Raw genomic sequence first — 24,403 nt, 5'->3', positions numbered from 1 at the left:
AGCAAAATTAATGATATTTTCTGAATTTACAGCTCGAATAATGCAGGTCTTTGCGTAACCTCGTGATAACAGACACTTTTTTCGTCAAAATAATGATAAACTAAGCTCTTTCTTGTTTTTGTTTTATCTAAATGTGGTTCTCCACCGTGAAGAATATTAGCATGCCAAATCAGAAGATCTCCTTTTTTGGCTCTAAAAACTTCCTTTTTCAACCCTAATTCTTTAACTTTATTTTCAAGGAATTCTTCATAAGCTACATAACTTTTTTTGCCGATTTTGAAAGCTGTTCCTTCATTATCATAATCAGAATTTAAGAAATACGGAAGCTTATGACTTCCCGGAATGTAGTGTAAAGCGCCATTTGTTTCATCCACATCTTCCAAAGCAATCCAAACTCCGAGAAGGCCTCCCAAAGGATAAGTCGTCATGTGAATACTGTCTGAATGGGTTTTTTGCTGACTTCCGTTGATGAAATTTATGCTTTGAAACAATTTAGCATCACCATCAATTAAAACAGATAAAAATTCGAGCAAGTTTTTGTCATTTCCGATATTTTTTATGATTTCAGAATGATGAATAACGAACATTAACTTGCCTCCATAACGGAATTTTATAGTTCCATCTTTCAATAGTTTTTCAATCTCATTGTTGATTTGATCGGCAGTTTCAGGTTTTAGATAGTTTCTTAGAACTAAAAAACCATTATCGTCAAAACCTTTAGCGCTGGCTTTATTTTCTTCGGAAAGATTTTTATAAAATTCTGTGTTGAATAGTTTTTGCTCGTCAAATTTTCTTTCATTTTCCGGTAAATGAGCAAAATCCTTGCTTGAAATACTTGAAAAATAATTTTTATCAAGGCCGTATTTTTTATAGAGCGGAATATTATGCTGTAATTTTTTTTTGTTGAAAAAATTATAAATCATGTAAGGCAACTTATAATTGCGAATTTTCTTTAGCATTGCAAGTAGTTTGTTAATACTTTTATAAATCTAAGAATAATATGTAGAACTAATCTAAAGAGAGTAACTAAATTAAAGTTTCATGATAAATTTCAAGCTTAGCAATTTTTTAATAATATTTTTTTTAGAATATTCCATCAGATGATAAGGGCGAAGCTCAGGTCTGAAACCTCTGAAAAATTCTTCTACATTCGGCAATTCACTTCCTTCAAAATCGAATATTTTAGTCTGAATATTCTCTTTTATACATTTGTCTATCAACACGGAAGAACCGGATACTTTAACTGATTCTTTATCATTAAACGTTCCCAAAAGAGCCACCGTAAAATCATCAAAATAAGTAACGATAATATTGATAATTCTTTGGTTAAGATAAAAAGCTGAAAAGTTCAGGCAATTTACCTCAGACATATTTTTAAATATCTTAATAAAAGAATCAACATCTTCTTCTTTATCTGCTCCTAAAAAATTTTCTTTAATAAAGCTTTCAGCCTGAGAAAAACTGATATTTTTAATTTCAGAATTCTTTACAATATCGTCATCAAGTCTAAGCTTTCTTTTTCTTTTTGGGGAATATTTAGAATAAATCGTTTCGTAATCATTGGGAAGAATAAGATAATTCTTCTTTCGTTTTAGTGATGTTTTAAACTGATTAAATTCATTAAAAGTATAAATTCTGATGAGATAATTTTTCTCTAAAAAGCTTAAAAACTGTTCGTTAATTTCAATATTATCTTCGCTGGAAAAAATACCCAATTGCTGACAAAGCATCGGGTTGTGAACGATTTTTATCCCCGATTTGAAAACATAAGGAACCGGCATTACGGCTTCGTAATCTTTGTAAACCAACAATTCCCATTTTTTGTCAGAAGAAATATCTAAAAACTTTTTTGCTGCAGAATATTTTCGCTGTGCAGAATTTTCAAGGCATTGAGTATATTTTTCAAAATCAATTTCATGGTATTTTAATCTTTTAATCATAATAATCCTTCGTCTGAAAAACTGGTATATGCGTTTTGGGTAATAATTAAATGATCCAAAAGCTGAATGTTCATCACATTTCCTGCTTCTTTCACTGTTTTGGTTATACTAATATCTTCTGCACTGGGTCTTAAATTTCCGGACGGATGATTGTGCGAAATAATGATTCCTGTTGAAAAATGTTCTAATGCTGTTTTAAAGAGTATTCTGATGTCAACAATAGATTGATTGATTCCACCTTGAGTCAGTTGAGCGATATGAATCACTTTATTACTTTGGTTGAGAAATAAAGCCCAAAATTCTTCGGTTCTGAGATCCGATAAGTGCATTTTTAAAATATTATAAGCGTCTTTGCTGCTCGAAATCAATGGTTTTTCGGGAATTTCTTGATTGGCTCTTCTCTTCCCGATTTCCAGCGCAGTTGCGATTGAGATTGCCTTTACTTCGCCAACTCCCTTAAATTTCACTAAATCTTTGATCGTTAATAAACTCAACTGATGCCAATTATTATCGACCGATGCCAGAATTTTTCTTGCCAATTCTACCGCCGTTTCATCTCTGCTTCCGCTGCCCATAATAATTGCCAAAAGTTCAGAATCAGAAAGTGAGTTTTTACCTTTCAGTAAAAACTTTTCTCTCGGTCTGTCATCTTCTGCCAAAAATTTTATAGACATAATTTTAGGGTTTAGGTTATGGGGTTTAGTTGTTAGTTATTGAAAATATTTATTAATACATTTTTTTTATTATATCGAATATCAATCCAACAACAATCAACTAAAACCATCAACTATAAAATATTTAGTTAATAAAAAGCATACAAAATAATGCTCTTTTTCGATTGGTCTAAATGTTTTGCGGTTTCTTTAAAAGCTTTTGATGAAAGCATCGGACAACCTAAACTTAAGCAAGATAAATTTTGAGATTCCAGATCCGGAACACAACCAAAGGAATGTAGAACAATAGCGCGCTGCATGGCGTTGCTGTTGGTGGAGTCTAAACCTTTTAAACGATATGCCTTTCCGAACTTACCGGAATAGCTTTCTTTAATCTCATATTTTCCTAAGGAAGATTGATAAGAACCTTCAACATTAGAAAATTGAAGTTGATTCGATCTCTTTATTACAGATCCTGAACCATGAGAAACAATTGCTTTCTGTATTATTTTGTCATTTTTTAAATCGTAAACAAAATACCGGTACTTTCCCGAATGAATTTTAAAGTTAATAAAGACGGCCAGATTTTGATTGTAATCTTTATTTTTAATATAATTTTTAAGCTCAGAAATCTTTTCTTTAGGCAAAACATCTGTACTTTCCTGAGCTTTTGACTCAGTACAGGAAATCAGAAATAAAAATGCAAATAGTAAAGATTTCATATAAAAAATATTTTAAGACAGGATATTTTTTAACCGCAAAAGAGTCAAAAGATTTTTATTAGACCTAAAGTTATTCAAAAGTTTGCAAAACGATTAAAATTAAAGTTTTTACATTTTGTAAACTTTTGAACTTCTATTTTTAATCATTTCTTTTGAATCTTTTGCGGTAAATATTTTTCATAATATAGTAATAAATTACTCAATAATTAATCCGTCCTTCATCACCAATTTACGATCTGTAATCTCGGCTAATTGCGGGTTATGCGTTACAATCACAAAAGTCTGATTGTATTTATCTCTCAAATCAAAAAATAATCGGTGTAGATCATCTGCATTTTTCGAGTCTAAATTTCCTGTCGGCTCATCCGCATAAATAATCTTTGGAGAATTGATTAAAGCTCTTGCAACGGCAACTCTCTGTGCTTCCCCACCCGATAATTGATTGGGTTTGTGATGAATTCTCTCAGCTATTTTTAAATCTTCAAACAAATGATAAGCTTTATCTAAAGCTTCTTTTTCGTTAGTTCCTGCAATCTTTGTTGGCAAAAGCACGTTTTCTAAAGCCGTAAATTCAGGAAGCAACTGATGAAACTGAAAAACAAAACCAATATTCTGATTTCTGAATTTTGAAATCTGTTTATCGGTCATATTGATAAAAGATTCATCATTCAGCATGATTTCGGTATTGTAATTTTTAGGGTTTGAAGGCGTATCTAAAGTTCCCAAAATCTGAAGCAATGTAGATTTTCCGGCACCAGATTCCCCAACTATGGAAACAACTTCCCCGGTTTTGATGTGAATATCAACTCCTTTCAATACTTCCAGACTTCCATAAGATTTATGGATATTACTCGCTTTAATCATGTTTCAAAAATAGTGATTTTTTCTTTTGTTTTGAAGTTTTGGTTGTTGGTTTTAAGATCGAAATTTAGTTTGAAAAATATTCATTTTGTAAAGATAAAGATTTATGCTTTCCTGATCAGAATTCTAAAAGTGGTTCCTTTTCCTACTTCAGTTTGAGAAATTTTAATATCTCCATTATGATACTCCTGCACTACTCTTTTGGCTAAGCTTAAACCTAATCCCCAGCCCCGTTTTTTTGTAGAATATCCAGGTTTAAAAGCATTTTGTGCTTGGTATTTTGTCATGCCGCTTCCGTTATCTTTTACTTCAACCAAGATATTTTTGTTGCGTTCGAAAACCGACATTTGTAACGTACCTTCACCTTTCATGGCATCAACTGCATTTTTTACCAGATTTTCAATTACCCAACTCATTAGAATTCTATTGTGTGGAACCAATATATTGTATGTTGGAAGCAAAAGTGTAAAATCTATTTTCTTTGAAATTCTTGTTTTCAGGTAATCATAATTTTCCCGGATGGTGTTATTAAAATTGGTATCGTTCAACTCGGGTACCGAACCGATTTTTGAAAACCTTTCGGAGATCGTTCTCAGTCTTTCAATATCTTTTTCTATTTCTTGTACACCGTCTGAATCGGGATTTTCAAGCTTCATAATTTCCATCCAGCCCATCATAGAAGATAATGGAGTGCCAATTTGATGTGCCGTTTCTTTTGCTAATCCGGCCCAAAGGTAACCTTCGTCTGTTTTTTTGACTGTTCTCAAAAACCAGAATGAAAATAAGAAGTAACACAATACAAAAAATCCTAATAAAAACGGAGAATACTGTAGGTTATTAAGGATTTTGGAGTTGTCATAATATAAAAACTGATTGTTGCCGTTAGAAAATTCAATTTCTATCGGAGGATATTTTTTTGCCATTCTTTTTGCGAGAGCAACAATCTCATCATTGCTATTTTCATATTCTTTCGAGATATTTTTGTGCTCTATAATCTGGTCATTTCTATCTAAAATAATAACAGGAATCGTAGTATTTGAGCTATAAATTCTAAGAAGTAATTCTTGAACTTCCAAACTTGGAGACGTAGCTTCCTGTTGAAATTTTAAAGCACTTACCAAAATATCAACTCTTCGTACTTCTTCTCTTTTCAAATAGTTTATTACTAAAGTTGAAGCAATCACAATAGCAACAACAACAAGAGTCATTAGAGAAAAAATGAACCAGTTGTTGAATCTGGCAAATATGGATCTTTTTTTCAATTCTTTTTTATTTTAAAACATTCAAGATTTTCTGTAACTCTGTACTTCCGCTTCCCTGATAATTGTTGATAATAATCGAATATACATATTTTTTTCCGTCTTTAGACGTGTGATAGCCAGCAAATGATTTTGTGTCGCGCATTGTTCCGCTTTTCATTTTCATTCCGTTATCCTGAGTCGGGAATCCGTCGTAATAAGAGTCAAACCAAGCTTGTTTTTTAGCATAAAGCAATGCCTGAACTTCCGCTTTTGCTGAAACATAATTTTGTGGTGAAAGTCCGCTTCCGTCGGCAAAATTGATCATATTTGAATTAATTCCTTTTGCTTTCCAAAATTCTTTTAAATAAGCAATTCCGCTTTTAAAACTTGTGTTGTTTTTTTTCTCTTTCCCTAGAGTTTTAATTAAATTTTCACCATACAGGTTTATACTTTTTCTTAAAAACCAATACACGATTTTATCTAACGATGGCGATTCGTAAGTAAGAATGATATTGTTTTTTGGAGTTTCTAAAGGTTTTTTACCTTCTATTTCCAGTTGAGAATTGGTTACCACTTTTCCTGAGAAGTCAATTCCTGAGTCTTTCAGCCATTTCTGAACTTCCACACCCAATTGCAATGGCGGATTTGGAACAGAACCGGAAACTGTCGTTACTTTTCCTGCCGGTAAACTTCCATTAATTAAAGCGATATTTGAATGTGGTGCAGTAAAAATTAAACTTTGATCTGAATTTCCGGATGCTTTCAAATCGTTGAGCCATTTTACATTTTCTAAAGGATAAGAAAAACTTTTAAAATTATTTCCGTTGATATTGATATCGAATTGGTTTTCACGCCAATTTACGCCCCAAACTCCGGCTCCATAATAATTTCCCAAATCATCCCAAGGCCATCCTCCCGGAATAGTTTGATGGTCAAAATAAGAATCATCAATCACCAAATCTCCTGAAATTTTTGTAATTCCTGATTTTTTAACTGCTTCAATCAGTTTTTGTTTGAAATTTTCGGGTTTGTAGCCTTCATATCTCCAGCTTCCTAAAGTAGGATCGCCATTTGAAGTAATGAAAAGATTTCCGTTTAAATTCCCATTAGAAATCGTCCCGGAATAAGATGATGTTGTTTTGTACGTATAATTTTTGCCTAAAGTTTCCAAGGCTGCAGCTGCTGTGAAAATTTTTTGTGTTGAAGCTGTTGAAAGTCCTTTATTTCCCTGAAATTCATACACAAGATTTCCGCTTTCATCGGCTACGTAAAAAGATAGATTAGATGAAATCGCCGAAGAAGAATTCATTAGATTTTTTGTGGCATCATCTAATTTTTGCGAAATATTCTGAGCAAAAATAATTTGTGTGGAAAGTGTAAGAAATACAAAAGTTCTTTTCATTTGATATGTATTAAAAAGCTGTGGAATGCTTCGACTCCGCTCAGCATGACAACGCTAATAATGTTAAGATATTTGAGTAGAATTAAAAAATAAGAATTAAAGTTCGCTTCCGGCTTCAATTTCGTACGGCTCTTTTCCTTTTTCAAAAATCCTTGTCAATTCGCTTCCTTCAACGATAATTTTATCACCAATTCTTCTGATCCAGTTTCCTTCACGCAGTCCTACAACTTTGATGTCATTCTGCGTTAAAAATTCTTTAATTCTGGTTTCTCTGGTTTCTCCGTTGTGTTTTAAATCTGGATTTGGATCTAAATAATGCGGATTGATATTAAACGGAACCAATCCCATACACTCGAAGCTTGGTGGATAAACAATCGGCATATCGTTGGTGGTTTTCATATTTTGTCCGCCAATATTACTTCCTGCGCTGCAACCTAAATACGCTTTTCCGTTTTTTATGTTTTGTTTTAAAACAGACATAAGATTTTCTTCATGCAAAGTTTTAACCAATAAAAAAGTGTTTCCTCCACCTGTAAAATATCCTTTTGCTGAATGTAAAGCTTCAGTTTTGTCGTCAAACTCGTGCAGACCTCTCACTTTAATTTTAATGGTTTCAAAGAAAGATTTTGCTTTTGCGGTGTATTCATCGTGAGAAATTCCACCCGGTCTTGCAAATGGAATGAAGATGATTTCGTCAATTCCGTTATATAATTCAATAAGTTCTTCTTTTAAATATCCAAGATATTCTCCGCCAAAAATTGTAGACGTTGAGGCTAATAATACATTCATAAGATGAAAGATAATAGGTTTGTTATGAAACAAAGATAAACTCAAACAAGGTAAGAATCAAAAAATACGCTAAAAAAAGTCTGATAACTGTTAATACATTCAAAAAAAACTTAAGAGATCTAAAACTTTCTGTTTTCTGGAATTATTCTTGAATTTCAATTATTACAATTTTAAAAATGTAAGAAATATGAAAACGATTAAAATTAATACAAAACAATTATTTGTAGGTTTACTGATGATGGGAAGTACAGGTGCTTTTGTTGCTCAAACCTCGCCAAAAACTGACACCGTAAAAGTTGCTACTTCTACTGCTCAGGTACAGACAAATCCTGTAATTGAAGGTTTGAAAAAACAGGTAGAAGCTAATCCTAAAGATGCAGAAGCATTAGCTAAATTGGCAACTGCTTATCAGGATGCTACAGATTGGCAGAACGCAATTGCTACCTGGAAAAAAATATCGGTGTTATTACCAGATTGGGCACCATCTTATTACAGCCAAGCCTATTCTTATCAATCAGCAAAAGATGATATGAATGCTAAACTTGCTTACGAAAAATATATTGCAACCGTAAAACCGGAAGAGATTGAAGCAAGCAAAAAAAATCTGGCATACGCGTATTATTTTATTGCATTTAGCGAACAAAAAGACAACCCAGATAAAGCAAAAGAGCATATTGCCAAATCAATACAGTATGATCCGAGTAATCAGGAAGCTGTAAAATTGAGTCAGGCTCTTAATTCATAATAATAAAAGAACCGGAGAATTTATTTCTTCGGTTTTTTTATTGGAATTTTTTTTCCGAAAAAGTCTGTTTCTCCTTTTAAATGCCTGATTATTTTTTCGATATTTCTTTGTTTTGCTGCTTCTGTTTTTAGATTATTGATGTACCGAATCAGCTCCAGTTTTCTTGATGGAATAAGGTTTTCAAAACTTTTTGAAGCAACAGGATTTTCTTGAATTGCTTTTTCTAAATCCGGATGAATTGAAATCGTTCGGTCTGAATTATCAAATTCTATAAAAATTTCAAGTATTTCACCAATTCTTTTGGGAGAATCTTTTAGAATCGTTAAATTGATGTACAATCTCCATTCTCCAAAATATTTCATTAAATTTTGTGTGAATTCTTTACCATTTACCTTTCCTTTCACAGGAATTGGACTTTTATTCTTTCCTGAAGTTTCAAAAATTTCATTTAAAATTTCATCAGGAACAAAAACAAAAGGATTAATTCCTATGATGTCGAGCTTTGCGGTGAACTGGTTTTTCATTGAAGTTAAAATTAATGATTTTTATTTTCAAAAGTTTAATTATAAAACCACCACGTCAAAAATTCTTGGAATTTTCGCCAACCTTTCAAAGAAGGGGAATTTCTGAGGCTCAATATGGTAAGTCGACAAATTAATTTCGCACTCAAAATGGAATGTTTATCTTTGCGGGAAATAAATCTATTTAAATGAAATTTTTTATTGACACTGCTAATTTAGAGCAAATTAAAGAAGCTAAAGACCTTGGTATTTTGGATGGTGTAACGACCAACCCGTCATTGATGGCTAAAGAAGGAATTAAAGGTGATGAAGCAATCAAGAATCATTATAAGGCGATCTGCGAGATTGTAGATGGAGATATTTCTGCAGAAGTACTTTCTACAACGTACGAAGAAATGATTAAAGAAGGTGACGAATTGGCTGCAATTCACCCAAATATTGTGGTGAAGATCCCAATGATTAAAGATGGTATTAAAGCTTTGAAATATTTTTCTGATAAAGGAATCAAAACAAACTGTACTTTGATTTTCTCTCCAGGACAGGCACTTTTAGCCGCTAAAGCCGGTGCAACTTATGTTTCTCCGTTTTTGGGAAGATTAGATGATATCACAACGGATGGTTTAAATCTTATTCAGGAAATCAGATTGATTTTTGATAACTATATGTATGACACTGAAATTTTAGCGGCTTCTATCCGTCATTCAATGCATATTATTGACTGTGCAAAAATTGGTGCAGATGTTATCACTTCACCACTTCCTCCGATCTTGAGTTTGTTGAAACACCCTTTAACAGACAGCGGTTTGGTTCAGTTTGTTGCAGATTCTCAAAAATTGGCGTAAGAATTTGAAATTTGAAGTTTGAGATTTGATAGTCGTTTATTGAATAAAATATTTCAAATTCACATAAAAAATCCCGGAACAAAATGTTTCGGGATTTTATTTTATATCAAATTGACTTTACCAGCTTTACCAGTCATTGGCTCTTCTGCGTTTTTCTATCATTCCATCGATGGAAAACCTTCCGGCTCCAAATGAAATAATGATTAAGTAAATTGAAAGGTACAATAAGCTCAATTCTCTTTTATCAAAAGCATCTGCGCCGTGAACTACAAATGCAGCAACAGCCATCGTAAAGATTAAAAATCCTGCTGCAATTCTTGTAAATAAACCAAGAATGATAAAAATAGAACACACAAACTCAGCAAAAACCGCCAATATTAAAGATATTTTTGGACCTAAACCTATAAAATCATAAAAAGGCTTTTCAACTCCATTAATTAAATCCTGAAGTTTTGGAAAACCATGCGAAATCATCGCAAAACCTATAAACAATCTTACAAGAAATAGTACAATATCAAAAATTACAGGATTCGCCTTTGTGTTTAAGTAGCTCATTGATTGAAATTTAAACTAAAGATAACAAAAATATCGTTAATATAACGATGGATAGAGACATTTAGTCTATCTGTATCCAAAATTTTTCAGATCACGATCGTTTTTTCTCCAATCTTTTTTCACTTTCACAAAAAGGTTTAAGTGAATTTTTTTAGAGAAAAATTTCTCCAGATCAATCCTTGCTTCGGTTCCTACTTTTTTGATGGCTTCTCCTTTATGACCGATGATAATCCCTTTCTGGGTATCTCTTTCTACATAAATAATAGAGTCGATAAAAATAATGCCTTCTTTTTCTTTAAACATTTCGGTTACCACTTCTACAGAATATGGAATTTCTTTTTCATAATTCAAAAGAATTTTCTCTCTGATGGCCTCGTTTACAAAGAAACGCTCCGGTTTGTCGGTGTACATGTCTTTATCATAATACGCCGGACTTTCGGGTAACATCGATTTTAATTTCGGTAAAATAATATCTATGTTGAAAGCATTTAAGGCAGAAATAGGAAGAATTTCAGCTTTCGGTATTCTTTCGTGCCATTCGGTGGCTATTTTTTCCAGCCCTTCCTGATTGGTTTGGTCAATTTTATTTAACAATAATAAAACAGGCACCGGAATTTTATTTAATTTATCAATCAAAAATTCAGATTGTTCAGCTTTATCAGTAACATCTACAATGAAAAGAAAAACATCTGCATCCTGTAAAGAGTCTTTTACAAAATCCATCATTTTTTCCTGCAAACCGTATTTAGGGTCTAAAACTCCGGGAGTATCAGAAAATACAATCTGCAAGTCTTCTTCATTATAAATTCCAAAAATTCTATGTCGTGTTGTCTGAGCCTTTTGCGTTACAATTGCCAACTTCTCTCCCATCAATTGATTCAAAAGAGTAGATTTTCCGGCATTCGGCTTTCCAACGATATTTACAAATCCTGCTTTGTGCATATAAAAGTATTAGTTCGTTTTGTTACGATTTGCAAAGTTAGTAAAACAAAATTGGTCTTTCGGTCAATATTAAAATTAGATGCCTAAAAAAGATTATTTTTGAACTAAATTTAATGAATTAAGCAGTAAGAGTTTTTTAATATTAAATACTTTTAGATAAAATGATGCTTTAAAGAACTGGTTTTTACCTAATTATTAAATTTGAATTTTCTGCTAATTCCAAACTGTTATTTTGATGAATATTAAAGAAATTATTGATGCTATTTATTCAATTCCACAAACTTCACAGGAAAATTTGATGCAACATATTTCTGAAGTTAATTATCCTAAAGGATTCTGTCTGATGGAGGCTGATAAAGTGATTCCTTACATCTATTTTTTAAAAAAAGGAATTGTTCGGGCCTACGCTTCTACCGAAAATAATGACATTACTTTTTGGTTTGGAACGGAAGGCGAACCCATTGTTTCTATGAAAAGCTATGTTGATGAAAAACCGGGTTATGAAAATATAGAACTTCTTGAAGACTGCGAGTTTTACAGGCTTAAAACTGAAAAGCTTAAAACTCTTTATAATGAAGATATTCACATTGCAAATTGGGGACGGAAATTTGCAGAGCGTGAGCTGGTAAAGACAGAGGAATTAATTATTTCAAGGCAATATAAAACTGCGTTAGAAAGGTATAAAGATTTGCTGAAAGAAAAACCTTATCTTCTACAGAGAGTGCAGCTTGGTCATATTGCTTCTTATTTGGGAATTGCGCAGGTGAGTTTAAGTAGAATAAGAGCAGAACTGAAATAATTTTATTTTTTAACAATTGTAAAACTTCGTTTCAGTTTAAAACCTCAATTTTGCAGTATAAAATTAGAAAGTAATGAACTGGATTATTTTAATTATCGCAGGATTATTTGAGGTCGCTTTTGCATCATGCCTCGGAAAAGTAAAAGAAACTACTGGCAACGAAATGTATTGGTGGTTTGGAGGATTTTTGGTTTGTCTCACCATAAGTATGCTCTTACTAATCAAGGCAACAGAAACTTTACCGATCGGAACCGCTTATGCAGTCTGGACCGGAATTGGTGCAGTAGGAACTGCTTTGGTAGGAATTTTAGTGTTTAAAGATCCTGCAAGTTTCTGGAGAATATTTTTCATTTCAACATTGATTGGTTCTGTAATTGGTTTAAAAGCAGTTTCGCATTAAAAGTAAAAGGTATATTTCTTATATTTGTGAAAAACTATTTATGAGAACAAAACTACTCTTTCTTTTTATCAGTTGTACCTTGTTTGGACAGAATGCTGATCTTTTTAATAACAATTGGTACATTTCACAAATGATTATCAATAATCAAACTACAGTAAGTCCTATCATGCAAGCTTCTGCGGGTACATCTTTGTTCACTAATAATGGAGGTAATTATAATTTTACTTCTTCATATTACAATTCAGCTGGTTCTACGATTACTTTTAATACCGTTACAGACAGTTTTACAAGACAAGGTGGCGGTTGTACATTGGCTGTTTACAATGGTACAAATGCTGCTGCGGCTCAAGCTTATGACCAAAAAAATTGTGATTTTTATTTAAATACAACATCAGGAGCAATTTTTAATTATCAGATTGTAAATAGCGGAAGCTCCAAAACACTGATTATAACAAATCCTGTTACTGGAGACAAAATTTATTATAACAATTCATTTTTAGGCACAAAGGAAAACGCTATTAAGAAAACTTTTAAGCTATACCCAAATCCTTCTACGGATTTTGTAATCATTGAGAATGTAGAAAAGAACTTAAAATTGAAGATTAATGATCTTTCAGGGAAAATTTTGTTTGAAACATTAACCTCAGATAAAACATTAAAAATAGATGTAAGTAGTTTTGCAACCGGGCAATATATTATGAGTATAGAAAATTTTAAACCTGAAATCTTTATTAAAAAATAAATTTCGGCTTAAGAAAAAGCGGCTTCAGATTATGAAGCCGCTTTTTTTATTTCTTTAAAACGATAGGTAAAATTTCGTTTAGCCTTAAGCCGTATTTTTTTATTTCTGCATCAGAAAACTGCTGTGAGTAAAAATTAGCTTCCACTTCAAAGCCTGCATTCTGTAAACGATCGAAATAATCCATCCCGTACCAACGAACATGATCGTACTGCCCAAAATGTTTTTGTCTTTCTTTTGGATCTGTTATAGTAAAATCTTCGTAGGTTTTTTCCAAAGAATTTTTCATCGGAACCTGCAGAATTCCCCAACCTCCGGGTTTCATTACTCGATATAATTCACTCATAGCTTTTGCATCATCCTGGATATGTTCCAAAACATGATTACAGAAGATGATATCGAAACTTTCATTTTCAAAAGGTAAATCTAAAATATCAGCTTTCACATCTACAATCGGCGAATATAAATCGGCAGAAATGTAATTGAGATTGCTCATTCTTTTAAATTTCCTCAAAAATTCCTGTTCGGGAGCAATATGAAGAACTTTATAATTTTTAATGAAAAAATCGGTTTCATTCTGAAGATACAGATACATCTGACGGTGTCTTTCGAGACTTAAAGTTCCTGGAGACAAAGCATTTTCTCTCTGTTTTCCGTATCCGTAAGGTAAAAATTTACGATAAGATTTTCCGTCAATGGGATCATAAAATTTGTCACCTTTAAAAAACTGATAAATCAGCGGACGTGCCCAAATGCTCATCTTGATAAGCATCGGACGAGGGATTTTATTTAGTAAAAACTTAGTTAGCTTTTTCATTAAAAATCCAATTGAAATGGCTTTTCTTCATCACTTACAATACCTAAAGCATCATAAATATATTTGAATGTAGATAGTAAAACAGGTTTCCCATTAATTACGCAAACATCATGTTCGAAGTGAGCAGAAGGCTGATTGTCTAGTGTGGTAACCGTCCATCCATCATTATGGAATTTCACTTTTTCAGTTCCTAAGTTGATCATCGGCTCGATAGCGATTGCCAAACCGTCTTTAATTACTTTTCCACTTCCTTGCTTTCCATAATTGGGAACTTGCGGATCTTCATGCATTTTCTTTCCTAAACCATGACCCACCAATTCTTTCACAACGCCATACCCTTCTTTTTCACAGTGCTTTTGGATAGCATGAGAAATATCACCGATTCTTTTTCCTCTGATGCACTGTTCAATTCCTTTGTAGAGAGATTCTTTAGCAACTTTCAGTAATTTTTTGGTTTCAGGTTTTACTTCGCCAATTTCAAAAGTATAAGCGTGGTCACCTACATAACCGTTGAGAATGGCACCGCAATCTACAGAAAGTACATCACCTTCTTTTATTTCTTCTTTATTTGGAAAACCGTGAACTACTTGTTCGTTTGGTGAAATACACAGAGAATTCGGAAAGCCTCCATATCCTAAAAATGCAGGTTCGGCACCGTGATCTTTGATAAAATCATGCGCCAGTTTATCTAAATATAAAGTAGTAATTCCCGGTTTGATTTCTTTTGCCAACATTCCTAATGTTCTGGAAACCAACTGGGCACTTTCTCTCATAAGACGAAGCTCGTCTATTGTTTTTAATTGAATCATTTTTATTCTTAGATGTTAGATATTAGATGTTAGAAATTAGTTTTAAATAATACTAATCATCTATATTTTCTGATAATTAATTGGAAGCAGCATCTAAAAACTAATTTCTAATTACTAACTTCTAATTTCTCAAATTTTACCAGAAAAGTCCTTTTTTCTTTTCTTTTTTCAGTTTTGAATATGCTAAAACCTCTTTTCCTTCTACCCGGAACTCAATTCTTTCGTTGATGATATTGTAAATTTCTCCCCAACCCGGAAAACCACCTAAGTTTCTGTCGTCGATAAACCAGTCTGCATCCAATTTTCTTGACTGAGTTTCAGCATCAAAAACTTCTCCTTCAAAACTTGAGTTAATCGCATAAAACTCAATACCGTTCTGTCTGCAAAATTCAACCGCTTCATCCAATGTTTTACCATGTCTGTACGTCCAAAGTATGAGTCTAAAACCTTGAGCCTGAAGTTTTTTCAGAGTTTCGAAAGCGAAAATTTTAGTTTTCCCAATTGCAGGATATGCGTCATCTACGATCGTTCCGTCAAAATCAACTGCAATTTTTTTATTATTTAACATTTTGTTGCGTTTTTAGCTGGGCAAAGATACTAAATAAATAAAAAGTGCCGAAAAACATCCGACACTTCAATTTATAATTTATTGTTAAAATCTAATTATTTTTTAACCCAGTTGAATTCAAACTGCAAATCTGGAGTAGAAATTCTATCTGTAATTTTCTGTAATCTCGATGGAAGCTTCATCAGGTATTCCTGAGCTTTTTCTGCCTTTTCTGTAAGACCTGTAATATGCTCGATTTTCCATTCATCAAGAAGATCTTTCATAATATTGATATAATCCTGACCTGTATAAACCATACATCTTTGTGCCGCATCTGAGAAATGACCCCAAAGTTCACCTGCCTTTTGACCAGATTGTCTCATCATGTGAGCCGGCATAACGATTTTTTTACGCATCATATCTTCAAAAGCCAAAATCATTTCAGAAGGATCTAATTCTAGAATTTTAGCTACGAAATGTTTATATGCTTTTGCGTGTCTTGCTTCATCTGCTGCAATTACACCACACATTTTTGCCAGTTTTCCGTTTCCTGTTTGTTTTGCCAAAGTACCTACCCTTCTATGCGAAACGTTGGTCGCTGTTTCTTGGAAACTTGTGTAGATAAAATTTCTGTAAGGATCCATACTTGTTCCGATATCAAAACCATCACTGATCAGATATTGGGTAGTAATTTCCATCTGTCTCATGTTTACTCTTCCACACAAATACAGGTATTTTCCAAGTAAATCACCGTGTCTGTTTTCTTCGGCAGTCCAAGATCTTATCCAGCTTGCCCAGCCCGGTCCACTTTTTTCCTGATCAATCCCGTCAACACTCATTAGCCAAGATTCGTAAGAAGGTAAAGCTTCTTCAGTAATACAATCCCCAATCAATGTTACAAAAAGATCGTAAGGCATTTCCTGAGCGAAAGTCTGAATCTCTTCTAAGTCATATTTGAAATCAGCGCTAGAAGGATCTGGTAAATAATCTGAAGGTTGCCAGATTTTTTCAATTGGAGTCAAAAATTTATCGAGAAAAGAACCAACTTCCTTCTCCAAAATACCCATTACTTCTTTTCTTACCAGAATATTATACATCTAAAAATACGTTTATAATTTACAAAGATATGATTTATTTGTTATTTGTGGCATAATATAATATGTAACTCATACTATCTCTGACATAAATCATAAGAGATTACCGCTATCATTAGATTAACGGCATTTTTTCAATATTATTATTCACTAACTCACTAAAATGTCTCCTGTCATAATTGCAGGAATTTCAACACCCATGATCGATAAAATAGTCGGAGCCATATCACCCAGTTTTCCTGGTTTCAAATCCCAGTTTTTATCTTTATCCATCACAATTAAAGGAACCAAATTGGTTGAATGCTGTGTATTTGGAGAACCATCTGCGTTAATCATTACATCAGAATTACCATGATCTGCTAAAATGAAAACCGCATACCCGTGTTCATAAGCCATTGTTGCTACTTTTTCGATACAATGATCTACCGTTTCTGCTGCTTTTACAGCGGCTTCAAATACTCCTGTATGACCTACCATATCGGTATTTGCAAAATTTAAACAAATAAAATCTGCTGTTTCGCTTTCCAGTTCTGGTAAGATTGCATTGGTAATCTCATACGCTGACATTTCTGGCTTCAGATCGTAAGTTGGAACGTCTTTCGGGCTAGGACAAAGCAATCTCTTTTCACCATGAAACTCTTCTTCACGGCCTCCTGAAAAGAAAAATGTAACGTGAGGATATTTTTCTGTTTCAGCTATTCTGATCTGGGTTTTTCCGTTTCTTTCCAAAACTTCCCCCATCGTATCTTTCAAAACTTCTTCGTCAAAAACGACGTTTACATTTTGATACGTTTTATCGTAATTGGTTAGTGTAACATAATGAAGATTCAGCTTTCGCATGAAATATTCAGGCATATCGTGCTGACAAAGAACTTCTGTAATCTCACGACCTCTGTCTGTACGGAAATTAAAGCAGATTACTACATCATGATCAACGATTTTTCCCACAGGAACTACGTTTCCAATCTGAGTTTCTTTAACCAGAATAATAGGCTTGATGAATTCATCAGTAATATTTTCGTCGTAAGAAGCTTTTATAGCTGTAAGTGCGTTGGTTATTTGTAAACCCACTCCTTCAACCATTGCATCGTAAGCTAATTTTACACGTTCCCATCTTCTGTCACGATCCATCGCATAATATCTTCCCGTAACTGATGCGAGATTTCCTGTAGTTTGCAACATGTGATTTTGAAGTTCTTCAATAAAGCCAAATCCCGAATGAGGATCGCAGTCTCTACCGTCTGTAAAAGCGTGTACATAAACGTTTTCATGTAAACCAAAATCTTTTGCTGCAGACAAAAGTCCTTTTAAATGATTGATATGTGAATGTACTCCCCCATTGGAAACCAATCCGATAAAGTGTACATTTTTATTTTCTCTTTTTGCATAAGCAAAAGCCTCCTGAATTACTTTTTCCTGTCCTAAAGTTCCGTTTTCGACAGCCATATTCAGTTTTACCAAATTCTGGTACACTACTCTTCCTGCTCCCAAATTCATGTGTCCCACTTCAGAATTTCCCATTTGTCCGGCCGGCAGACCCACTGCCAAGCCGCTTGCTTCTAATGTGGTATGTGGAAATCTTTGATAACAGCTATCTATAAATGGTGTATTTGCCTGAGCTAATGCTGAAACTTCAGGATTTGTTCCTAAACCCCAACCGTCAAGTATTGCTAATATTGCTTTTTTAGACATTTAATTTGATTTTTAAGCAAACAAATTTATCGATTTTAAAGTAAATTGAAGAATTTTCAAGGTTTAAATTTTGCTTAAAAGTTTATAGAAAACTATTTCAGATATTGAATTTAACTTAGAATTCTTATTGATTATTCGCTATTGTATAATTTTTAATTTTAACGCAAAGGTTGCCAAGATTTTTAACGACTCACTGTTTTTAAGTTCACAAAGACGTTCTACTCAGAAACGAATACCAAGAATTTCATTTATAATAGATTGTAAATATTTAGAAGATTTTTAAAATGACAATTGCGATTGAATTAATTTATCCTGAATTATAAATATTATTTTTAATTTTGTTTTATGGATTTAAGAGATCAACTAAAAAACCTTTTTCCTGAACATGAAGAGCAGGATTTTCAAATGCCCGAAGAACAATTCAAACAGAAAGAACCTTTGGTGTGTAAATTTGAAAAGAAAGGACGAAACGGAAAACCTGTAACTATTGTGGAAGGTTGGGAAGGCAGTGAAGACGATCTGAAGAAGATTTCAAAAAAAATAAAGACCACACTAGGAATCGGCGGTTCTGAAAAAGACGGAACAATAATTATTCAGGGAGATAACCGCGATAAAATTATGGCTATTCTAAAAGATTTGGGTTACAAAACCAAAAGAGTCGGCGGTTAAAGTACTTTTCGGAGTATTTTAAGTTTTAATAAAAAAAATTGCCATCGACAAAGAACATGACGACAGCAAAAGAGAAAGTGTAATTATTAAAACGCAAATCTAGAATTTCTATGTTACCGGAATTTTAATCTTAAATTAAATAAAGATTATCTTTTAATAGATCTCCTTTTTCAAAACAAAATTCTTATCTTCACCTTCCTTTTTTAATAAAATAATTATGCTAAATAAACTTGCAGCTTCAGAATTGGTGCTGAATGAAGACGGAAGTGTGTATCACCTTAATCTGTTACCGGAAGATATTGCCAACAAAATAATTTTGGTGGGTGACCCTGACAGAGTTCCAAAAGTTTCAAAATACTTTGATAAAGTAGACGTCAAAAAAAATAAAAGAGAATTTTATACCCACACAGGAACTTTGCGTGGTGAAAGAATTTCTGTGATGTCCACCGGGATTGGTACCGAGAATATCGATATTGTAATGAACGAGCTTGATGCTTTGGTAAATATTGATCTGAAACAAAAGGAGTTTAAATCTGAACATCAAACATTAGAACTATTCAGAATGGGAACCTGCGGAAGTGTAAACCCTGATGTGCAGGTTGATAATATGCTGGTGACTCAAAATGTTGTAGGACTTGACGGTTTGATGCATTTTTACCAAGATTATCAGTTTGAAAATGAGTTTTCGAAGAATTTCTATGAAAAATTCCCATACGAAAAGATTAAACCGATGCTTTATTTCTCGGAATGGTCTGAAGAATTGGGCGAATTATACAAAGACGCAAAATATCACGGAAATACAGCGACTTTTCCCGGGTTTTATGCTCCGCAAGGAAGACAGCTTCGTTTAAAAGCTTTAGATGATAAATTTCTTGAAACTTTAAATGAGTTAGGAATTACCAATTTTGAAATGGAAACTTCTGCAATTTATGCTTTCTCAAAATTGTTGGGTCACAAAGCAATCACCGTAAACAATGTGATTGCCAACAGAAGACGTGGTGAATTTTCATCAGATCATCATGCTTCTGAAAAGAATCTGATAGAATGGGTTCTCGACAGAATCATAAAATAATAAAAAAAGGATTGCAATGCGCAATCCTTTTTTAGTTCTGTTAATACGGACAATTTTTTTCGTATTCTTTTATAATTCCAGCGTAAAATTCGAGATAAGCACGAAGCATATAGTCTCCGATAACCTGCTGCGTTTGATTGTGTTTATAGCCCTGTTTTTTCGCATCGTCATAAGCCTGTTTACGGACTTGTTTAAATCTTTCGTTAATTTCTTTTCTGAAAGCTTTATCTTCCAATTTAGCTTCAAAAGAATCCATATATTTTTGAAAATCGGGACAATTTCTTCCTGCATATCTAAAACTCTGCACCATTCTGTCGTACATTGAGCCAATACTGAACAGGCTCATTTTATCGTAATCTACAGGCATTAAAGCAAAATCGTCTTTTGCATTTCTGATATAAAACTCTGAATATGCATAATTGCAGATTGAATTTGTACAAATGTCTATATTAGAACCATAAATCTGAATCTTCCCTTCATATAGCAATGGCTGAAAAGATCTTTTTCTTTTGTCTTCGACTTTGCCGTTTTTATCTACATACTTCATGTCTAATCTTTCAATGGCGCTTGTCACATCATCATGATCATCAAATATTTTTAGAGATTTTACATCTTTAGCACTTAGCTTTTCTGCAGAAGAACCTGGTGTTTTTTTATATTCAAAACTGTAGATGTTATCTTTATCAAAGAAACCGGGATAGGTACCGTTTGGATAATTGTACCCGACAAAAAAGCCATTTACTTTTGTGCCGTCTTCCAATATAAATTCAGCTTTTGGCTGATCATTCACCTGTTTTTTTCCATAATATTGTTGAGAAAAGATTTTCCCTGTCCCAAGACAAAGTAATAACAATAGTATTTTACCATTCATAATTGATTATAGTTTTATTAAAATCAAATATAAAAAAAATTATGATTTTTTTAACTTTTATTAAATTATTTAGGAATGCTTATTGCGTAGTCTATAAGTATAACACTTAAAATATTGACATTATGGAAAACCAGGATTATAACAAAGCTGAAAAAGCTGTAGACAACACTGAAAATTCTTTAAGAAATGCAGCAACTGATGCAAAATGGAAAGTAAGTGATTTGGCAGACAAAGCCAGAGATTATATCAACGAAAAAAGAAATAATGACGAAGAGGCTAATCAGGAAGGATGGCTAGACAGGGTAAAAGCTAATGCTGCTGACACATGGGAAGACATCAAAGACGGAGCAAATGATGCTTGGGAAAAAACCAAAGATGCTGCAGAAGATGTGAAAGCAGAATGGAACAAAAAAACTAACTAAGTTTATTAGTCTTTTATATATTATCAAGAAAAACGAAGTCTTTTTAGGAAGGCTTCGTTTTTTATTATGTTCTAAACACAAATTATTGCTACATTTGTGGATTAATAAACATTAAAAAATTATGTCATACGGTTTACTTAAAGGCAAGAAGGGAATTATTTTTGGAGCCCTTAATGAACAATCTATCGCATGGAAAGTTGCAGAAAGATGCCACGAAGAAGGCGCAGAATTTATCCTGTCAAACGCTCCTATTGCTCTTAGAATGGGAGAATTGAACGGTTTAGCCGAAAAAACAGGTTCTGAAGTGATCGGTGCAGATGCTACTTCTATTGAAGATCTTGAAAAACTTTTTGATGCGGCTGTTGCAAAATTTGGTAAAATCGATTTTATTCTTCACTCAATTGGTATGTCTATCAACGTGAGAAAAGGAAAGCATTATACAGAAATGAACTACGATTGGTTGGAAAAAGGTTGGGATATCTCAGCGGTTTCTTTCCACAAAGTAATGAGAGTAGCTTACGAAAAGAATTGTATGAACGAATGGGGAAGTATTTTAGCTTTAACTTACATTGCTGCTCAAAGAACGTTCCCGGATTATAACGATATGTCTGATAACAAAGCGTATCTTGAAAGTATTGCAAGAACTTTCGGAAACTATTGGGGTGAAAGAAAAGTACGTGTAAACACAGTTTCTCAGTCTCCTACTCCAACTACTGCAGGTAGCGGTGTGAAAGGTTTCGGTGGTTTCCTAGGATATGCTGAAGATATGTCTCCACTTGGAAACGCTACGGCGCTTGAATGTGCAGATTATTGCGTAACTCTTTTCTCTGATTTAACGAAAAAAGTAACGATGCAGAATCTTTTCCATGATGGTGGATTCAGTAGCTCTGGAGTTACTCAGAAAGTAATCAGCAAATATGATGTTGAATAAGTGAAATTTTCACTCTAAATAAATTAAATCCGAAACAAAAATGTTTCGGATTTTTTTTTGAAATATTAGAAAATAAATTCGGCGGAACCAAAAGCTCCCCCGAATTTTAATTAAAAATATTAATATGAAGTGTTATAAAATTACAGTCTGAATAGAATGTGCAGGTGCAGATAATTTTGCAGACATTCCTTCGATCCAAAGATTAGTATCGATGTCGTTATCAGAATCATTCATGATTACGGTGACCAACTGTCCGTTCTCATTCATGAAAGTTGTTGATGTTAAAGCTGCTCTGTTCGATGAAGTCCCGATTCTTTGAGCATTGGGCTTAATGAATTTTGAAACGTGACCCACGTAATAATATTCATAAGTATAATGAACTTCTCCAGTTTTTGTGTCTGCTATAATCGGAGCAAAACAGAAATTCCCAACGTGATTTGGTCCGCCAGTTTCGTCTAAAAGAACGTTCCAATCTGTCCATAAAGCGGTTCCTTTATTGAAATCATTAATCATATTTCTTCCATACAACTCACCTAAACTTACATCGTAAATTTTAGACATATCAAATTGCTCCTTACAACCTTCAGTAAATGCTAAAAATTTATCCGGAAAAGCTCTTTGAGTTTCTGATAAATTATCGAATAGCTGCGTTTTATTGTTCCATGTTTCGTACCAGTGGTAGCCAATTCCGTGTGCATATTTTGAAGTTTCAGGATCGCTCAGGGTTGTGGTTGCTCTTTGGTAGATCAAATCACGATTGTGATCCCAAATCATTACTTTTTTATCTTTAAAACCATTTTTCCAAAGTGTTGGTCCTAGATTATTTTTAAGGAATTCCCCTTCTTCTTCAGCCGTATAAATACAAGATTCCCAAGTTTGTGTTGCCATAGGTTCGTTCTGAATCGTCAGTCCCCAAACATTGATTCCTCTTTTTTCGTATTCTTTGATGAATTTAATATAATAATCTGCCCAAGTCTGGTAAAAAGGGTTTTCTAATCTTCCTCCTTTCAGCATACTTTTATTAGATTTCATCCAAGCTGGTGGACTCCAGGGAGAAAAGTAAAAGGTAAAATCTTTCCCGATTGCTTTTTGAGCTTCCTTAATCATCGGGATTTTATACTTTTCATCGTGTGCAACATTGAATGATTTTAACGTTTTATCATTTTCTGTAACATAAGTATATGAATCGCTTGAAAAATCACACGAATTCATGTTGGTACGCACAACCGTATACCCCAAACCGTTTTTGCCATAATAAGCTTCAATAATTTCTTTCTGCTTACTCTTCGGAAGTTTATAGAAAGTTTCGGCAGATGCATCAGTAATTGCACCTCCTATTCCAATTAATTTCTGATATTTAAAATCAGGATCTACAAAAATGCAGGCATCCGTTTCTTTTGGCTGAGCCATTTTTTCGAATTTTACCATTCCTTTATCAACCATCTTTTCGTTGGTTTTAGAATTGGTAAAAATCACTTTTGCAGATTTTCCTGCATTTTTTTTCCAGTAGTTTTGTGCGTTTACATTCAAAGCCATTCCGACTACAAAACAACTTACAATTAGCTTTTTCATTTATTTCTTCTTCTTTTTTTTATTTAAATTTAAACCACTCCGTCAAAATTTTTTCGAATTTTAGTTATGTTTATTTTCGTATACTCTTACATAATCAATGTAATATTTCTGTGGGAAAATGGTGTCATCAATTCCTTCTTTTCCGCCCCAAAATCCACCAACAGCCAAATTTAAAATAATGAAATATGGTTGATCAAAAGGCCATGCTTCATACGTTTTTTCTTTATTTTCATAGGTGAAAAACTTTTGATCATCAATATAAACATCGATTTTTTCAGGCGTCCAATCTGCTTTATAAGTATGAAATTTTTCGCTTGCATCTTTCACAAACAATGTATCTGTTTTCTGTGTTCCGATGATGTGATTATACTTTTTTGTGTGAACTGAAGCATGAATATAGCCTTGATTAAAGCCTACATGTTCCATGATATCTAATTCACCATCCTCCGGCCATTCTTTCATGTTTTCGCTCATCATCCAGATGGCAGGCCAGCTTCCGCGACCTTTCGGAAGCTTGGCACGAACTTCAACCGTTCCGTACTGAAAAGAAAATTTCCCTTTGGTTAAAAGTCTTGCGGAAGTATATTTATTTTTCTCCCAGTTTTCTTTTTTGGCTTCAATCACAAGGTTTCCATTTTCAACTCTTGCATTTTCCAGGCGATTCTTAGTATAAAATTGAGCTTCATTATTTCCGTAACCATCGCCTCCAACATCATAATTCCATTTTGCGGAATCGGGCAATCCTTTATAATTAAA

28 protein-coding genes are annotated in these 24,403 nt (G+C 33.3%); 9 read left to right on the top strand and 19 right to left on the bottom strand.

Annotated features, from left to right (window positions below):
* Positions 1–26: 26 nt before the first annotated feature.
* The 8 genes from OH814_RS01080 to pepE form a co-directional block, all read right to left on the bottom strand.
* The gene (locus OH814_RS01080) at positions 27–959 is read right to left on the bottom strand and encodes a phytanoyl-CoA dioxygenase family protein (protein WP_308826790.1); all 933 of its coding nucleotides are present in this window, start codon (positions 957–959) and stop codon (positions 27–29) included.
* Positions 960–1,031: 72 nt separating this feature from the next.
* Positions 1,032–1,940, bottom strand: a complete 909-nt coding sequence (locus OH814_RS01075) for a hypothetical protein (RefSeq protein WP_308826789.1) — start codon at positions 1,938–1,940, stop codon at positions 1,032–1,034.
* Entirely contained in the window at positions 1,937–2,614 is a 678-nt protein-coding gene (radC, locus tag OH814_RS01070) for a DNA repair protein RadC (protein ID WP_308826788.1), read from the bottom strand. The genes OH814_RS01075 and radC overlap by 4 nt, the downstream gene beginning before the upstream one ends.
* Positions 2,615–2,742: 128 nt before the next feature.
* Complete coding sequence (locus OH814_RS01065) at positions 2,743–3,315, bottom strand: murein L,D-transpeptidase catalytic domain-containing protein (protein WP_308826787.1); 573 nt, start codon at positions 3,313–3,315, stop codon at positions 2,743–2,745.
* A 195-nt stretch (positions 3,316–3,510) separates the two neighbouring features.
* Positions 3,511–4,179, bottom strand: coding sequence for an ABC transporter ATP-binding protein (locus OH814_RS01060; RefSeq protein ID WP_308826786.1), 669 nt, complete (start codon positions 4,177–4,179; stop codon positions 3,511–3,513).
* 101 nt (positions 4,180–4,280) lie between these two features.
* On the bottom strand, positions 4,281–5,384 hold the full coding sequence (locus tag OH814_RS01055) for a HAMP domain-containing sensor histidine kinase (protein WP_308826785.1): 1,104 nt from the start codon (positions 5,382–5,384) through the stop codon (positions 4,281–4,283).
* Positions 5,385–5,445: 61 nt separating this feature from the next.
* Entirely contained in the window at positions 5,446–6,819 is a 1,374-nt protein-coding gene (gene dacB, locus OH814_RS01050) for a D-alanyl-D-alanine carboxypeptidase/D-alanyl-D-alanine-endopeptidase (RefSeq protein ID WP_308826784.1), read from the bottom strand.
* A gap of 96 nt (positions 6,820–6,915) precedes the next feature.
* Positions 6,916–7,608, bottom strand: a complete 693-nt coding sequence (gene pepE, locus OH814_RS01045) for a dipeptidase PepE (RefSeq protein WP_308826783.1) — start codon at positions 7,606–7,608, stop codon at positions 6,916–6,918.
* A 187-nt stretch (positions 7,609–7,795) separates the two neighbouring features.
* Here pepE and OH814_RS01040 point away from each other — a divergent pair, with 187 nt between their 5' ends.
* A complete protein-coding gene (locus tag OH814_RS01040) occupies positions 7,796–8,353 on the top strand; it encodes a tetratricopeptide repeat protein (RefSeq protein WP_308826782.1) in 558 nt (185 codons plus the stop codon).
* A gap of 20 nt (positions 8,354–8,373) precedes the next feature.
* Here OH814_RS01040 and OH814_RS01035 read toward each other — a convergent pair whose 3' ends face one another.
* The gene (locus OH814_RS01035) at positions 8,374–8,877 is read right to left on the bottom strand and encodes a YdeI/OmpD-associated family protein (RefSeq protein WP_308826781.1); all 504 of its coding nucleotides are present in this window, start codon (positions 8,875–8,877) and stop codon (positions 8,374–8,376) included.
* A gap of 185 nt (positions 8,878–9,062) precedes the next feature.
* Between OH814_RS01035 and fsa the strand changes: the two genes are divergently transcribed.
* Positions 9,063–9,716: a fructose-6-phosphate aldolase gene (gene fsa, locus OH814_RS01030; protein WP_308826780.1), complete on the top strand. Its 654-nt coding sequence runs from the start codon at positions 9,063–9,065 to the stop codon at positions 9,714–9,716.
* A gap of 126 nt (positions 9,717–9,842) precedes the next feature.
* On the opposite strand, the gene OH814_RS01025 is transcribed toward fsa, so the two are convergent.
* Both OH814_RS01025 and era read right to left on the bottom strand, forming a co-directional pair.
* Positions 9,843–10,271 (bottom strand): DoxX family protein, encoded by a 429-nt coding sequence (locus tag OH814_RS01025; protein WP_115619090.1) that lies wholly within the window; start codon positions 10,269–10,271, stop codon positions 9,843–9,845.
* Between the two features lie 66 nt (positions 10,272–10,337).
* The gene (gene era, locus OH814_RS01020) at positions 10,338–11,213 is read right to left on the bottom strand and encodes a GTPase Era (RefSeq protein ID WP_076558217.1); all 876 of its coding nucleotides are present in this window, start codon (positions 11,211–11,213) and stop codon (positions 10,338–10,340) included.
* A 235-nt stretch (positions 11,214–11,448) separates the two neighbouring features.
* Here era and OH814_RS01015 point away from each other — a divergent pair, with 235 nt between their 5' ends.
* The 3 genes from OH814_RS01015 to OH814_RS01005 all read left to right on the top strand — a co-directional run bounded on the left by OH814_RS01015 (position 11,449) and on the right by OH814_RS01005 (position 13,154).
* Positions 11,449–12,012, top strand: coding sequence for a Crp/Fnr family transcriptional regulator (locus tag OH814_RS01015; RefSeq protein WP_308826779.1), 564 nt, complete (start codon positions 11,449–11,451; stop codon positions 12,010–12,012).
* Between the two features lie 73 nt (positions 12,013–12,085).
* Complete coding sequence (locus OH814_RS01010) at positions 12,086–12,412, top strand: multidrug efflux SMR transporter (protein ID WP_076558213.1); 327 nt, start codon at positions 12,086–12,088, stop codon at positions 12,410–12,412.
* A gap of 40 nt (positions 12,413–12,452) precedes the next feature.
* Entirely contained in the window at positions 12,453–13,154 is a 702-nt protein-coding gene (locus tag OH814_RS01005; RefSeq protein WP_308826778.1) for a T9SS type A sorting domain-containing protein, read from the top strand.
* Between the two features lie 46 nt (positions 13,155–13,200).
* On the opposite strand, the gene OH814_RS01000 is transcribed toward OH814_RS01005, so the two are convergent.
* The 5 genes from OH814_RS01000 to gpmI form a co-directional block, all read right to left on the bottom strand.
* Positions 13,201–13,968, bottom strand: coding sequence for a class I SAM-dependent methyltransferase (locus tag OH814_RS01000; protein WP_076558209.1), 768 nt, complete (start codon positions 13,966–13,968; stop codon positions 13,201–13,203).
* A complete protein-coding gene (gene map, locus OH814_RS00995; RefSeq protein WP_076558207.1) occupies positions 13,968–14,777 on the bottom strand; it encodes a type I methionyl aminopeptidase in 810 nt (269 codons plus the stop codon). The genes OH814_RS01000 and map overlap by 1 nt, the downstream gene beginning before the upstream one ends.
* A gap of 136 nt (positions 14,778–14,913) precedes the next feature.
* On the bottom strand, positions 14,914–15,345 hold the full coding sequence (locus OH814_RS00990) for a BT0820 family HAD-type phosphatase (RefSeq protein WP_076558205.1): 432 nt from the start codon (positions 15,343–15,345) through the stop codon (positions 14,914–14,916).
* Positions 15,346–15,440: 95 nt separating this feature from the next.
* Positions 15,441–16,421, bottom strand: coding sequence for an acyl-ACP desaturase (locus OH814_RS00985; RefSeq protein WP_076558203.1), 981 nt, complete (start codon positions 16,419–16,421; stop codon positions 15,441–15,443).
* A gap of 147 nt (positions 16,422–16,568) precedes the next feature.
* Positions 16,569–18,110, bottom strand: coding sequence for a 2,3-bisphosphoglycerate-independent phosphoglycerate mutase (gpmI, locus tag OH814_RS00980; protein ID WP_308826777.1), 1,542 nt, complete (start codon positions 18,108–18,110; stop codon positions 16,569–16,571).
* 345 nt (positions 18,111–18,455) lie between these two features.
* Between gpmI and OH814_RS00975 the strand changes: the two genes are divergently transcribed.
* Both OH814_RS00975 and OH814_RS00970 read left to right on the top strand, forming a co-directional pair.
* The gene (locus OH814_RS00975; protein WP_076558200.1) at positions 18,456–18,779 is read left to right on the top strand and encodes a translation initiation factor; all 324 of its coding nucleotides are present in this window, start codon (positions 18,456–18,458) and stop codon (positions 18,777–18,779) included.
* A gap of 217 nt (positions 18,780–18,996) precedes the next feature.
* On the top strand, positions 18,997–19,851 hold the full coding sequence (locus tag OH814_RS00970; protein ID WP_115619096.1) for a nucleoside phosphorylase: 855 nt from the start codon (positions 18,997–18,999) through the stop codon (positions 19,849–19,851).
* Between the two features lie 40 nt (positions 19,852–19,891).
* Here OH814_RS00970 and OH814_RS00965 read toward each other — a convergent pair whose 3' ends face one another.
* Positions 19,892–20,722 carry a hypothetical protein gene (locus OH814_RS00965; RefSeq protein WP_308826776.1) on the bottom strand — a complete coding sequence of 277 codons (831 nt, stop codon included), beginning with the start codon at positions 20,720–20,722 and terminating at the stop codon, positions 19,892–19,894.
* A gap of 122 nt (positions 20,723–20,844) precedes the next feature.
* On the opposite strand from OH814_RS00965, the gene OH814_RS00960 reads away from it, so the two are divergent.
* Together OH814_RS00960 and OH814_RS00955 are read left to right on the top strand one after the other, a co-directional pair.
* A complete protein-coding gene (locus OH814_RS00960; protein WP_076558193.1) occupies positions 20,845–21,144 on the top strand; it encodes a hypothetical protein in 300 nt (99 codons plus the stop codon).
* Between the two features lie 121 nt (positions 21,145–21,265).
* Positions 21,266–22,075, top strand: a complete 810-nt coding sequence (locus OH814_RS00955) for an enoyl-ACP reductase (protein WP_102981595.1) — start codon at positions 21,266–21,268, stop codon at positions 22,073–22,075.
* A 132-nt stretch (positions 22,076–22,207) separates the two neighbouring features.
* Here OH814_RS00955 and OH814_RS00950 read toward each other — a convergent pair whose 3' ends face one another.
* Together OH814_RS00950 and OH814_RS00945 are read right to left on the bottom strand one after the other, a co-directional pair.
* Complete coding sequence (locus OH814_RS00950; protein ID WP_308826775.1) at positions 22,208–23,647, bottom strand: glycoside hydrolase family 30 protein; 1,440 nt, start codon at positions 23,645–23,647, stop codon at positions 22,208–22,210.
* A 60-nt stretch (positions 23,648–23,707) separates the two neighbouring features.
* The gene (locus OH814_RS00945; protein WP_308826774.1) at positions 23,708–24,388 is read right to left on the bottom strand and encodes a glycoside hydrolase family 16 protein; all 681 of its coding nucleotides are present in this window, start codon (positions 24,386–24,388) and stop codon (positions 23,708–23,710) included.
* Positions 24,389–24,403 lie beyond the last annotated feature (15 nt).

The sequence above is a fragment of the Chryseobacterium sp. CFS15 genome, assembly GCF_031118795.1.
Classification (GTDB): domain Bacteria; phylum Bacteroidota; class Bacteroidia; order Flavobacteriales; family Weeksellaceae; genus Chryseobacterium; species Chryseobacterium indoltheticum.
This window is presented reverse-complemented; position numbering and strand designations above follow the sequence as displayed.